This window comes from Salinibacter sp. 10B, from assembly GCF_002954405.1.
GTDB lineage: Bacteria > Bacteroidota > Rhodothermia > Rhodothermales > Salinibacteraceae > Salinibacter.
Genome location: NZ_MQWC01000004.1, coordinates 699,419 through 712,386, shown reverse-complemented (window position 1 = coordinate 712,386; position 12,968 = coordinate 699,419). Strand labels below are relative to the sequence as shown.

Annotated in this window: 8 protein-coding genes; 6 read left to right on the top strand and 2 right to left on the bottom strand. The window is 62.3% G+C overall.

Going from position 1 to position 12,968, the window contains the following annotated elements; translation table 11 throughout:
• The first annotated feature begins 32 nt into the window (after nucleotides 1-32).
• The 6 genes from uvrC (at nucleotide 33) to ansA (ending at nucleotide 8,076) form a co-directional block, all read left to right on the top strand.
• The gene (uvrC, locus tag BSZ35_RS03180; RefSeq protein WP_105011096.1) at nucleotides 33-1,901 is read left to right on the top strand and encodes an excinuclease ABC subunit UvrC; all 1,869 of its coding nucleotides are present in this window, start codon (nucleotides 33-35) and stop codon (nucleotides 1,899-1,901) included.
• A 148-nt stretch (nucleotides 1,902-2,049) separates the two neighbouring features.
• Nucleotides 2,050-2,250 (top strand): hypothetical protein, encoded by a 201-nt coding sequence (locus BSZ35_RS03175; RefSeq protein ID WP_105011095.1) that lies wholly within the window; start codon nucleotides 2,050-2,052, stop codon nucleotides 2,248-2,250.
• A 220-nt stretch (nucleotides 2,251-2,470) separates the two neighbouring features.
• Entirely contained in the window at nucleotides 2,471-4,414 is a 1,944-nt protein-coding gene (gene mutL / locus BSZ35_RS03170) for a DNA mismatch repair endonuclease MutL (RefSeq protein ID WP_258096049.1), read from the top strand.
• A 202-nt stretch (nucleotides 4,415-4,616) separates the two neighbouring features.
• On the top strand, nucleotides 4,617-6,023 hold the full coding sequence (gene tilS / locus BSZ35_RS03165) for a tRNA lysidine(34) synthetase TilS (protein WP_105011093.1): 1,407 nt from the start codon (nucleotides 4,617-4,619) through the stop codon (nucleotides 6,021-6,023).
• A 175-nt stretch (nucleotides 6,024-6,198) separates the two neighbouring features.
• Nucleotides 6,199-6,786: a hypoxanthine phosphoribosyltransferase gene (hpt, locus tag BSZ35_RS03160; protein WP_105013701.1), complete on the top strand. Its 588-nt coding sequence runs from the start codon at nucleotides 6,199-6,201 to the stop codon at nucleotides 6,784-6,786.
• Nucleotides 6,787-6,990: 204 nt separating this feature from the next.
• Nucleotides 6,991-8,076, top strand: coding sequence for an asparaginase (gene ansA, locus BSZ35_RS03155; protein ID WP_105011092.1), 1,086 nt, complete (start codon nucleotides 6,991-6,993; stop codon nucleotides 8,074-8,076).
• A gap of 191 nt (nucleotides 8,077-8,267) precedes the next feature.
• Here ansA and BSZ35_RS03150 read toward each other — a convergent pair whose 3' ends face one another.
• Together BSZ35_RS03150 and acnA are read right to left on the bottom strand one after the other, a co-directional pair.
• Nucleotides 8,268-9,695, bottom strand: coding sequence for a tryptophanase (locus BSZ35_RS03150; protein ID WP_105011091.1), 1,428 nt, complete (start codon nucleotides 9,693-9,695; stop codon nucleotides 8,268-8,270).
• 314 nt (nucleotides 9,696-10,009) lie between these two features.
• The gene (gene acnA, locus BSZ35_RS03145; RefSeq protein WP_105011090.1) at nucleotides 10,010-12,748 is read right to left on the bottom strand and encodes an aconitate hydratase AcnA; all 2,739 of its coding nucleotides are present in this window, start codon (nucleotides 12,746-12,748) and stop codon (nucleotides 10,010-10,012) included.
• Nucleotides 12,749-12,968 lie beyond the last annotated feature (220 nt).

The following is a 12,968-nucleotide window of genomic DNA, read 5'->3' as shown; positions in this document are numbered from 1 at the left end:
AGCACACGTGATGTACGACGCTTCCTACCCCTATGACTGAGATTCTCGACGACAAGCCGGAGGCCCTGCAGCAGAAGCTTGACGGGCTGCCCACCGATCCGGGAGTCTACAAGTTTTTGGATGATGACGGCTCGGTGCTCTACGTGGGCAAGGCCAAAAATCTGCGCAATCGGGTACGCACGTACTTTCAGCAAAGCCGGCAGCGGGACGGACGCATCGAGGTCATGGTGAAGAAGGCCGTGGACGTGGATGTCATTATCACGGACACGGAAGCGGAGGCGTTGATTTTGGAGAACAACCAGATCAAAGAGCTCCAGCCCCGCTACAACGTCAACCTGCGGGACGACAAGACCTATCCCTACATTTGCATCAAGAATGAGCGCTTCCCCCGGGTGTTCAAGACGCGCAACGTTAAGCAGGATGGGTCGAAGTACTTCGGTCCGTACGCGGACGTGTCGAAGATGAACACGATGATGGACGCGATCCGGTCGGTCTTTCAGCTGCGGACCTGCTCGCTCGATCTCAGCGAGGAGAAGGTCGAGGCGGGGAAGTACGACGTGTGTCTCCAGCATCACATCGACAACTGCAAGGCACCGTGCGTGGGGAAGCAGTCCGAGGACGACTACATGGAGACGATTGAGCAGGTGGAGAAGCTGCTCAATGGCCAGACGCAGGCGCTCATCGATCTCCTGAAGGACGAGATGCACGAGCAGTCCGACCGAAAAAACTTTGAGGAGGCGGCGCGGCTGCGCGATCAGGTGCAGGCCCTCAAGGAGTACTCACAGCAGCAGAAGGTCGTCAGTCAAGATTTTGCCGACCGCGACGTGTTTGCCCTGCACCTGGACCGAGAGGAGGGCATCGGGTGCGGTGTGCTGTTTCAGGTACGGGAGGGCAAGATGATCGGGAAGCGGCACAAGTACCTGAAGCGCATCACCGGGCGGACGGACGAGGAGCTGATGCTCTCGTTCGTAGAGAATTACTACGCCGATGCGAATTTCTACCCGGAGGAGGTGCTGCTCTCGCACGATCCGAACGATCATCCGGCGCAGGACACGCATGCGCTGGAGGAGTTGCTTCGGCAGGAGAAAGGGCGACAGGTGCCGATCAATGTGCCACAGCAGGGCGACAAGGCGAGTCTCACCCGAATGGCGAAATCCAACGCCAAGCTGCTGGTGGGCGAGTGGAAGACGCAACAGATGAAGCGGGAGCGGGATCGCATTCCGGAGTCCGTGAAGGCCCTGAAGGGCGAGTTGCGGATGGAGGACCTGCCCCGCCGCATCGATGGCATCGACGTGTCGCACCATGGCGGGAAGGAGACGGTGGCGTCCTGTGTGGTCTTTACCGATGGTACACCGCGCAAGAGTGACTACCGGACCTACAAGATTCGCACGACCGAGGAGGGACGGCCGGACGACTACCAGGCGATGCGGGAGGTGGTGGAGCGCCGCTACCGCCGCATGATCGACGAGGAGGGGCCGTGGCCCGATCTCGTCGTCATCGATGGGGGAAAGGGCCAGCTCAACGCCGCAACGGAAGTGCTGCAGGAGCTGGGCCTCATGGACCGGTTCCAGGTGATCGGGCTGGCCAAACGGCTGGAGGAGGTCTTCCGTCCCGGCGATTCAGATCCGGTGCTCATCGGGAAGGACAGCCCCGCGCTCCAGCTGTTGCAAAAGGTTCGCAACGAGGCGCACCGCTTTGCCGTCACGTATCAGCGCAAACGGCGCAAGAAGCAGACGCTCCAGTCCGAGCTCCTCGACATCCACGGCATTGGCGAGAAGACAGCCCAAAAGCTCCTTGGGACGTTTGGCTCCGTGGCAAAAGTGAAGGAGGCCGACGAGGACGCATTAGCGGAGGTGGTGGGGCCGGCGAAGGCGGAGACGGTCGTCGAATACTACGCATAATCCCAGCTCCGCTTGCACGCTCCGTTGGGGGATGTACGTCTGGATGTGTGGACGTACGGAAGTGGCAGCTCGCCTTGAAAGAGGAACGTGCGTGGCGGGCGGAGAGTAACTTTTGTCCGCATGCACTAGTGATCATTGATCGCGCGTTATGGGTTTGTTTTCTGCTGGGCGAGGGCCGCGTGGGTTCGAGTACACTCCTCGCTTCTACGATCCGGACGAGGATGAGAAGCAGGAGCTCAAACGCAAGATGCGTGCTCGGGGACGGGGCCGCAATCGAAAGAGTGGGCTCAGTCTCGTGGTGATGATTGGGCTCCTCCTCCTAACCCTCGTTCTCTATTACACGCTTTGAGGGGCGACCACGGATTAAAAGCTCGTCGAGGAAAAGAGCTCGTCCGCCTCTCGTCTTCGCGTTGAGTCCGGATTGAATCTGCGGATCGGAGGATGGGCGTGGGGGGGACTCGTCGCATCCGAGGAGCGATTCAATGCTGGAGAAGAAGGGCGTGCCGTGCCGCGGGACGCCCGCTCGCGTCGTTTTCCTGTGATTTGTCCACTGATCCCGTTGTCTCTTCGTGGCTGAATCTGCCGAGTCCTCTACGTCTGAGGGCATCATTCACGTGATGTCGGACCGCCTCGCCAATCAGATTGCGGCGGGGGAGGTGGTGCAGCGTCCGGCCTCGGTGGAAAAGGAACTCATCGAGAACGCAATTGATGCGGGGGCGTCGTCCGTGGAGGTCATTCTCAAAGATGCAGGCAGCACGCTCGTACAGGTGATCGACGACGGTTGCGGCATGAGTCCTGCCGATGCCGAGCGGTGCTTCGAGCGCCACGCCACGAGCAAGATTCAATCGGTCGATGACCTGGAGCGGATTCGGACCCTCGGCTTTCGCGGGGAAGCCCTTGCGTCGATCGCCGCCGTATCACAGGTCGAGCTCAAGACGAAGCGCGTGGAGGACGACGCAGGGACGCTCGTGCGAGTGAAGGGAGGCGAAATTATGGAGCAGCGGCCTTGTGCAATTCAACACGGCACGTCCGTGGCCGTCCAGAATCTTTTCTTCAATGTGCCGGCCCGACGCAACTTCTTGAAGACGCCGGCCACCGAACTGAAGCACCTCACCACCACGGCACAGTTTCTGTCCCTTGCCAATCCGACCGTCGCCTTTCGCCTTGAGCACGATGGCCACGAGCACTACGACCTGGCCGCCGCGCAGTCGGACGACTTCCTCGGCGCCATGAAGGAGCGGGTGCTGGGGCTCTTTGGGGATGAGCACGCCGACGAGCTCGTGCCGGTTCAGGATTCGTCGAGCGACCTCACGATCGAGGGCTTTGTGGGAGAGCCCTCATTCCACCGCAAAACGCGGGGAGAGCAGTTCCTGTTTGTAAACGAGCGCTACGTGAAGGATCGCTACCTCAGTCACGCCGTGAAGAAAGCCTACGGCGACCTGTTGCCGGACGGGGCCTTTCCGTTTTTTGCGCTCTTCTTGCGCATGGATCCTCGCCGGGTGGACGTGAACGTGCATCCCCAGAAATCGGAGGTGAAGTTCGACGACCAGAGCGGCATCTACGGCTTCCTGCGGAGTGCAGTGCGGCGGGCACTAGGGCGCGTGCACGCTACGCCCCAAATGGAGGGAGAGGAGGACTCGCCAGATGAAGGCCCCGAGACGACTGCCGGCGGGTCTTCCTCTGAAGGGTCGTGGTCGCGTTCCACACCCACCTCGTTTCAGCCCCGACGGTCGTCGAATTCAGACGCGGAATCAAGCTCATCGTCGCCGCAATCCCCATCCCCATCGTCGCCCCGCCGTCCTCGGAAGCAGGAGAACGGCAGCCCGAGCGTTCCGCCCGGCGACCAGTCCGATGCCTTGTACCGTCCGCCGGACGAAGAGAAGGCCTCCTCCGACGATGTGAACGCTCAGCCGGACTCGGAGAGGGAGGCCATGGCGGAGCAGGATCAACGTCCGGTTTGGGGGTTGCACGACACCTACATCGTGACGCCCACGGACACCGGCATGATGCTCGTGGACCAGCGGGCCGCCCACGTGCGCGTGCTTCATGAGCGAAATCTGGAGCGACTGCGGGAGGAGCAGGGCAATTCGCAGCAGCTTCTCTTTCCGCACACGGTCGAACTCTCGCCTGCCGATGTTGATCTGTTCGAGGACCTCCGACAGGATCTCCGGGCACTGGGTTTTGAGGTAGAACGGATGAGCGGGCGCACGGTGGCGGTGCGTGGGGTGCCGGCCGACGTGCCGGACGGAGACGAGAGCGCAGTACTGGAGGACATTCTGGAGCAGTACAAGTCTGCACAGGACACGGTGGAGGACGAGCGGCGCGAGCAGCTGGCGCGCGTGATGGCACAGAAGAGTGCCGTGCGGCGCGGGCAGCCGCTCTCTGAGTCCGAGCGCCGATCGCTCCTCCGTGACTTGTTCGAGTGTGAGATGCCGTACGCCGATCCATCGGGCACGCCCACCATCGCAAAGTGGTCGCTGGAAGAGATTGCAAAGCGGTTTGGGAGAGCGTAGCATTTTGGCGGGGCGTCCTGGTCGTGGGAGGGAGACGCCCGGGGAGGGCGTTGGATGGGCCGAGATGCGGTATTTGGGGGGATGGGCGTTTTTGGGTGTGTGAGTGGTCAAGTCGTCCTGGCCTTCTGAAGCACGAAATCATTTTTCTGCAGCGGATGCTGTCGAAGACACGCACCTACGCCCGAACGCACCAACGATAGCGATGCCGGAATTTGTCGACACGATTGCAGAGTACATCCGGCGGCACGAACTGCTGACGGACGGAGCACGGGTCCTCGTCGGCGTGAGCGGAGGGCCAGATTCGATGGTGTGTCTTGCAGTTCTGCATCAGCTGGGGTACGACGTGCATGCCCTCCACGTAAACTATGGACTGCGGCCTGGGGCCACCGCTGACGCGTCCCTCGTGCAGGACTGGTGCGGGGCACACTCTCCCCCCATTCCGCTGTGCGTAAAGTCTCTCGACGCTGAGGTGCGGGCAGAGCAGAAGGACGAGTCGCTCCAGGAGGCGGCGCGGACGCTCCGGTACGACGCGATGGGCCGGCGGGCCAACGAGATCGGAGCCAAGGTCGTAGCGGTCGGGCATCACCGCGACGATCAGGCCGAAACGTTGCTCCTCAACCTCGTCCGCGGCGCCGGGCCGGAGGGACTGGCGGGCATGCCGCCGTCCCGCCCGATGAACGCCAACGCGTCCGTTCGGCTCGTCCGCCCCCTGCTCGACGTGTCGCGGGACGAGATCGAGGCGTTTGCGGAAAGGGAAGATCTTCCGTGGCGCGACGATCCGAGCAATCAAGATTCCGATTATGATCGGGCGGTGATGCGCATGGAGATTCTTCCGTTATTGCAAAAGAACTTTCCCGGTGCCACCGACAGCATTGCGCAGGCCGCCGGTCTGATGCGCGAATACGTAGAAGAGACCATCACGCCGATCCTGCAGGCGCACTGGGAGGATTGCTATCAGGAGCGAGACATCGGCGGCACGCTCCAACTCGCCCCGCTTCGGGAGCGTGCACCGGTGTGGCAGCGGCGGCTTCTACTGAAGGCCCTCCATGAGATGTTGCCCGGGGCCCCGCAGTCCTCAGCTGTGGCTAAAGAGCTGGTGGCCCTCGTGGATGCACAGGTGGGCCGGCGTGTGGAGTTTGGAGGCGGGACCGTATGGCGCGAGCGTTCGGTGCTCTGGTTTGTGCCGGAGGAACGACAGCCCGAACCGGTGCACCCGCCGGTTCCGGTGCCGTGGGGAGAAGACGTGCCGCTTCCCGGCGGCGTACTCCGCATCGACCCGCTCGACGCTCCGCCGGAGACGTTGGATACCGGCGATCCCAATGTCGTGTACGCCGATGCGAACCGTCTCGTCGATCCCTTATCGGTCGGGACGTGGCAGGACGGCGATCGGCTTCAACCTCTTGGAATGGAGGGGACGAGGCTCGTGAGCGACTTGCTGACCGACGCCAAGATTCCCTCCCACCGCCGCGACAGCGTGTATCTGTTGACGACCGATGAACACCCTGCCTGGCTCGTAGGACACCGGCTCGACCACCGGGTGCGGGTCCGTTCTGATACGACGCACATCGCACGGCTCACCTGGCATCCGCATGAACGTCCTGTGCCGTGACGCCGTGTATGCCGACCGGGTCGGAGTGCTCAGTAGGGGACAGTCTTCGTTCTCGGCAGAATTTTCAGGCACATTTGCATGGATCGGGGTGCCGATCGATTGCATTTCGGCACAGGTCCCGCGTAGCTTTTTCTCTACCGTTTGCTCCGTTCTGTCCATCGCCACCCTCGACCATATGCCCGCCACGCGAGACCTTACCGATGCGCCCGTTGAACTCGACGACGCCACCGTGACCTACCGCGGAGATCGATTTCGTCGGTACCTCGATGCCGACACCATCCAGTCGCGGGTGGCGGAGATGGGGCAGCAAATATCAGCGGACTACGCCGACACGACGCCCATTCTGGTGAGCGTGCTCAACGGGGCGTTCATGTTTACCGCTGATCTCATGCGTGCCATCAACACGGATTGTGAGATCGACTTTATTAAGCTCTCGTCCTACGGTGCAGCCAAGGTGTCGAGCGGCGAGGTGCACGAGCTCAAAAGTGTGGATGCTGAACTGGAGGGCCGCGACGTACTGATCGTGGAGGACATCGTAGATACCGGTCTGTCGATGGACTTCATGAAGGGACGACTCCAGGAGTACAACCCGGCCTCTCTTCGGGTCGCGACGCTTCTTCATAAGCCGACGGCCACAGAGCCGGATCTTACGCTTGACTACGTCGGGTTTCAAATTCCGGACCTCTTTGTCATCGGCTACGGGCTGGATTACGGCCAGCTGGCCCGAAATCTCGCCGACATCTACATCTTGGATGAGGACTGAATTTCCGGTAATGATGGAGTCCTGTTGCGAGTGTCGTCTTCAATCGAAGCAGCCCTCTGTTGGTCTGGAGCGGCAAAAAGTGGAACGTTGAGAGGGGACGGCCCGGAGGTGCTCTTGGATGGGAGGGAGTCGGGGACGGCGCAATCGGGGACCGCGATTCTGGACGGTGACGCACTCTGTTCACACATCCAACTCTTGCACATTATGGCGGTGTCCGATCCTCGTATTCTCGTGGCCTATGCGGGTGGGACCATTGGAATGAAGGAGACTGCGGAGGGACACGTGCCGGTGTCCGGCTACCTCCAGAAGCAGATGCAGGAGCTGCCGCCGTTTCAGGCCGACGATGTGCCGACGTACGACATTCACGAGTTTGATCCGTTGCTTGATAGCTCCAACATGGCGCCGGAGGACTGGCTGCGGATTGCCGAAGTCATCCAGGAGCACTACTCCACCTACGACGGCTTTCTGGTGGTTCACGGGACGGACACGATGGCGTTTACGGCCTCCGCGCTCTCGTTTATGCTACACCCGCTCGATAAGCCTGTCGTGCTCACCGGGGCGCAGTTGCCGCTGGACGAAACGCGCACCGATGCGCAAGGCAATCTTCTTACGTCCCTTCTTCTGCTGGGGCAATATCCGGACCGCCTTGCGGGGGTTCACCTCTGCTTCGACGATCGACTGTACAGGGGCAATCGCACCACCAAAGTGAACGCCGATTCGTTTTCGGCCTTTGCCTCCCCGAACTACCCGGCGGTAGGGACGGCCGGCATCAATCTGGACGTCGACTGGTCGCTCGTGCCGGCGTCCGAGTCCCCGGCCCGCTCGCCGAACATTACGCCCCTAGGTGAGGCGACGGTGTCCACGTTTCGGCTCTTCCCAGGCATGGAGGCGCGCCACCTCGACAATCTTCTCTCTCCGCCCGTGCAGGGCGTGGTGCTGGAGTGCTTCGGGTCGGGCAATGCTCCGGAAGAGGAGGCGTTTTTAGACACGCTGCGCCGGGCGACCGACCGGGGCGTCGTACTGGTGGCCGTCACCCAACCGCTGCGGGGCACGGCCGATCTAAACCTGTACGCTACCGGACAGGCGCTCGCAGAGGCGGGAGTGGTAAGTGGTTACGACATGACTACGGAGGCCGCCCTGGCGAAGCTGTACTACCTGTTCGATCACGGCTACACGGCCGAGGCCGTGCGCGACCAGATGCAGACCAATCTGCGGGGCGAACTCACGCCGCCGGACGACGTGCCGCCCGCTCTGGGGCGGGCCCGGCGTCGCCTTGCCCGGTTTCGATGAGGGAAGAGGGAGGCATGATGCATGAAGCGGGAGACGGGGGCGTGACACGAAAATCGGTCTCACGGATCACGTGGCATACAACCTCCGCATGCTCCGTTCGGGTGTGGGCGGCTGGACGCATGGAAGTGGGGAGGGGGGCTTCCATACCTCCTCACACCCATCCCGAATTCGGCAAGCGGACTCGAGGTCACTTACGACGCACGCGCCACTTCTTCGGGCACGCTCGTCTCGCGATGGACGGCGTCCGGTTCCAGGGGCTGGAAGTGGGCCGTGAAGTGGCGGAGTTGCGGCGGTTCCTCGGTGATCTCAAAGCCGGTGAGCTCCTCGCGGCGGTCGTATACCTCCTCGAAGCACTCGATCACGTAATCGACGTGGCTCTGGGTGTAGACGCGTCGGGGAATGGCGAGCCGCACCAGTTCCATTCGCGCGGGCTCCTCGCTGCCGTCGGGCTGCTGGCCGAACATGACACTGCCAATCTCGACACCTCGAATGCCCCCGGTCGTGTAGAGGGCGACGGCCAGTGCCTGTCCCGGATACTCCAGCGGGGGAATGTGGGGAAGAAGGGCCTTCGCGTTTACATAGACCGCGTGCCCGCCCACCGGCGTCACGATCGGGACGCCCAGGTCGGTGAGGGCCTCGCCGAGGTAGCGGGTCGAGGCCATGCGGTATTCCAGGTAGTCCTCGTCCACGATCTCCTGCAGGCCCACGGCAATGGCCTCCAGGTCGCGTCCCGCCAGACCGCCGTACGTCGGGAAGCCCTCCGTGAGGATGAGTTGATTGCGTGCCTCCCGTGCCCAGTCGTCATCGTCGAGCGCCAGCCATCCGCCGATGTTTACCAGGGCATCCTTCTTCGCACTCATCGTCATGCCGTCCGCGTGCGAAAAGATCTCCCGGACGATTTCCTTGACTGAATGGTCGCCATATCCGTCCTCCCGCTGCTTGATGAAATAAGCATTCTCGGCAAATCGGCAGGCATCGAGGATGAACGGTACATCGTGCTCCTCACAGAGCGCTGCGGCGCCGCGGATGTTTTCTAGGGAGACCGGTTGCCCGCCGCCCGAATTGTTTGTGATCGTAAGCATCACGATCGGGACGTTTTCTCCCTCGTCCTCCAAGAGCGTTTCCAGCCGATCGAGGTCGATGTTGCCCTTGAACGGATGCTCCAGGTCCGGGTCGAGGCCTTCTTCAATCACGAGGTCCACGGCCTCGGCACCGGTGGACTCGATGTTGGCGCGCGTCGTATCGAAGTGCGTATTGCTTGGGATTTTCGCGTCGGGGTCCGCCACGATGCCCATCAGAATGCGCTCGGCGGCCCGGCCCTGGTGCGTTGGAATAATGTGCTCGAAGGGCATCAAGTCTTTGACCGCTTCCTCGAACCGGAAATAGGAGGGCGAGCCCGCGTAGCTCTCATCGCCCTGCATGAGCCCGGCCCACTGCGCGGCGCTCATGGCTGAGGTGCCCGAGTCCGTGAGCAGGTCGATGATGACGTCGTCCGCGTGCAGGTTGAAGAGGTTGTAGTTAGCCTCGCGGATAAGCCGTTCCCGTTCCGCCCGATCCGTCATCCGGATGGGCTCGACGGACTTAATGCGGAAGGGTTCGATGATCGTATCCCGGTCCATGGTGGCGGTTCAGTTTTGGAGTAGTACGTGAGCACAACCTACTGACTCGCCGGGCGAAGGACAACGGGGGACAGGGCAATCCACGTTGTACATTTCATCCGAGTGAGGAGAACTCGCATGCCCTTCATCTTCCGTTCGTACCCCAAAAGGTATGGGCGTCTGGGCGAGAGGGGCATAGGCAAAGGAGGCACCGTCGCTTCCAGTAGTATGACCCGGCTGTTCACCTGGTAATGAACCCTGTTGCCCCCCCACGCCCATACTCCCAGACGCCAACCTCGCGTCGGGGAGGCCCGGATCCCATGATGGATGAACGCCTACGCAGCCACTTTCTCCCCCCGCACAAAGTCCCGAAGCACGTAGTGCAGAATGCCGCCGTGGCGGTAGTACTCCACTTCGATCGGCGTATCGCACCGGTTGATCGTCGTGAACGTCGTCTCGGTGCCGTCCGCAGCCGTGGCCGTGACCTCAATTTCCTGACCGGGCGCCAGGTCCCCGTCGACCGGAATGTCGAACGTCTCGGTCCCGTCCAGCCCCAGCGAATCAGCATCTTCGCCGTCGGCGAACTGGAGCGGCAGCACGCCCATCCCGATGAGGTTGGAGCGGTGGATGCGCTCGTAACTCGCGGCAATGACGGCCTCCACGCCGAGCAGGTCGGTGCCCTTCGCTGCCCAATCGCGACTGGAGCCCATGCCGTAGTCCTCGCCCGCGAGCACCACGAGCGGCACTTCGTTCTCCTTGTAGTCCATCGCGGCCTCGTAGACGGAGGTCACCTCGCCGTCCTTCAGGAAGTTCTTCGTGATGCCGCCCTCCGTGCCGGGCACCAGTTCGTTCTTGATGCGGATGTTGGCGAACGTCCCGCGCATCATCACCTCGTGGTTGCCGCGGCGGGCGCCGTACGAGTTGAACTTGTGCGGCTCGACCCCCTTGTCGATCAGGTACTTCCCGGCGGGGCTGTCGGCCGGAATCGAGCCGGCCGGGCTGATGTGGTCCGTCGTGGTCGAGTCGCCGACCTTCACCAGCACGCGGGCGTCGTTGATGGATTCGATGTCCGGCACCTCCGGCGTCAGGTCCACGAAGAAGGGCGGCTCCTGGATGTAGGTGGAGTCGTCTTCCCACTCGTAGACCGAGCCCTCTGGAATTTTGATCTGGTTCCAGGTCTCGTTTGAGGTCTCGATGCCCTCGTACTCCTCGGCGAAGAACTCCGGCTTCACGACCGTCTCGATCATCTCTTTGATCTCGTCGCTCGACGGCCAGATGTCCTCCAGATAAATGTCGTCCCCGTCCGCATTCTGGCCGAGCGGCTCCTCGGTGAGGTCGATGTCCACTGTGCCGGCCAGCGCGTAGGCCACCACGAGCGGGGGAGAGGCGAGGTAGTTGGCCTGCACGAGCGAGTGGATGCGGCCTTCAAAGTTTCGATTGCCCGAGAGCACGCCGGAAACGATGAGGTCGCCGTCCGTGATGGCCTCCTCGACGGGGTCGGGGAGCGGGCCGCTGTTGCCGATGCAGGTGGTGCAGCCGTAGCCGACCGTCGCAAAGCCGAGCTCTTCGAGGTAGGGGAGGAGGTTGCCCTCCTTCAGATAATCGGTCACAACCTTCGAGCCAGGAGCAAGGCTGGTTTTGACCGCCGGATTAACGGTCAGTCCGGCCTCCACCGCATTCTTGGCGAGCAGACCCGCGCCCAGCATCACGGACGGGTTCGACGTGTTGGTGCAGCTCGTTATTGCCGCAATTACCACGTCCCCGTGCGTCATGTCGAATTCGTGTGTGCCGTCGTCGTAGTGTCCGGTGTCGTCCAGCCGATCGTCGTCGAGTCCGAAGCCGGTGGGACCGGAGGGAGCCGTGAGCGACTCGGTGAAGGCGTTTGGCAGCTCGGGCACACGGATACGGTCCTGCGGGCGTTTGGGGCCGGCCACGCTCGGGGTGACATCGCTAAGATCCAGTTCCAGGACGTCCAGGTACTCCGGCTCCGGCGTGTCAGGGGTGTGGAAGAGCCCCTGCTCCTTCATGTAGCGCTCGACAAGCTCCACCTGCTCCTCGCTCCGGTTCGTGCGGCGCATATAGTCGAGCGTCTCATTGTCAATCGGGAAGAAGCCCATTGTGGCGCCGTATTCGGGCGACATGTTCGCTATGGTCGCCCGGTCCGGCACCGTCATCGTCTGCAGTCCGGGGCCGAAGAACTCGACGAAGCGGCCGACGACGCCGTACTCGCGCAGCATCTGCGTGACGGTGAGGACAAGATCGGTGGCCGTCGCGCCCTCGGCCAGCTCACCGGTGAGGCGGAAGCCCACGACCTCCGGCATCAACATGTGGAGCGGCTGGCCCAGCATGGCGGCCTCCGCGTCGATGCCGCCTACGCCCCAACCCAGCACGCCGAGGCCGTTGATCATGGTGGTGTGGCTGTCGGTGCCGACGAGCGTGTCCGGGTAGGCGAGCGTCTGCCCGTTCTCCAGCTCTCGCGTCCACACGCCGCGGCCCACGTACTCTAAATTCACCTGGTGACAGATGCCGCTGGCGGGAGGGACAACGCTGAAGTTGTCGAACGCCTGCTGTCCCCAGCGCAGAAACTTGTAGCGCTCCTTGTTGCGCCGAAACTCGATCTCACTGTTGAGCTGCACCGCGTCCGGCAGGCCGTAGTGGTCCACCTGCACGGAGTGGTCGATGATGAGATGGACCGGCACCTCTGGGTTAATGCTCTGCGGATCGCCGCCGAGCCGCTCCATTGCGGAGCGCAGGGCCGCCAGGTCCACCACGGCGGGCACACCGGTGAAGTCCTGAAGCAAGACGCGGGAGGGTTGAAACGGAATATCCTCCTCGGCCGGATCGTTCGGGTCATACGACGCCAGACGTCGCACGTCCTCTTCGGTGACGGACGTGCCGTCGAAGCGGCGGAGGAGCCCTTCCAGTAGAATGCGAATGGAGAGGGGGAGACGATCCAAATCGTAGCCCTCCTCTTTCAGGGCCGATAGCCGGTAGAGCTGAGCCGGCCCGTGGCCCGTCTCAAATGTGTCGAGGGCACCGAAGGGATCCGTGGGGGCAGTGCTGGGGTCACTCATAACGGCAAATCAGGCATGTGGGGAATTCCGGACTTAAAGCGCATCTTTTCATACGCCCCGGATCGTGATTCGTCCCCGACGACGTCGTGGAAAAAATTCCGGATTTATATGTGGGGGGATCCCCCACGTAGGGTCAACATTTGTTGAGACACACAAACTCATCATCGCCTCATCCATAAGAGGGCCGATCAGTTGTTTTTCTCAAGCAGCATCGCTGCTC

What these genes read in the sequence shown, in the direction of transcription:
- uvrC (WP_105011096.1), top strand. Translation starts at nt 33, where the DNA reads ATGACTGAGATTCTCGACGACAAGCCGGAGGCCCTGCAGCAGAAGCTT.
- BSZ35_RS03175 (WP_105011095.1), top strand. Translation starts at nt 2,050, where the DNA reads ATGGGTTTGTTTTCTGCTGGGCGAGGGCCGCGTGGGTTCGAGTACACT.
- tilS (WP_105011093.1), top strand. Translation starts at nt 4,617, where the DNA reads ATGCCGGAATTTGTCGACACGATTGCAGAGTACATCCGGCGGCACGAA.
- hpt (WP_105013701.1), top strand. Translation starts at nt 6,199, where the DNA reads ATGCCCGCCACGCGAGACCTTACCGATGCGCCCGTTGAACTCGACGAC.
- ansA (WP_105011092.1), top strand. Translation starts at nt 6,991, where the DNA reads ATGGCGGTGTCCGATCCTCGTATTCTCGTGGCCTATGCGGGTGGGACC.
- BSZ35_RS03150 (WP_105011091.1), bottom strand. Translation starts at nt 9,695, where the DNA reads ATGGACCGGGATACGATCATCGAACCCTTCCGCATTAAGTCCGTCGAG.
- acnA (WP_105011090.1), bottom strand. Translation starts at nt 12,748, where the DNA reads ATGAGTGACCCCAGCACTGCCCCCACGGATCCCTTCGGTGCCCTCGAC.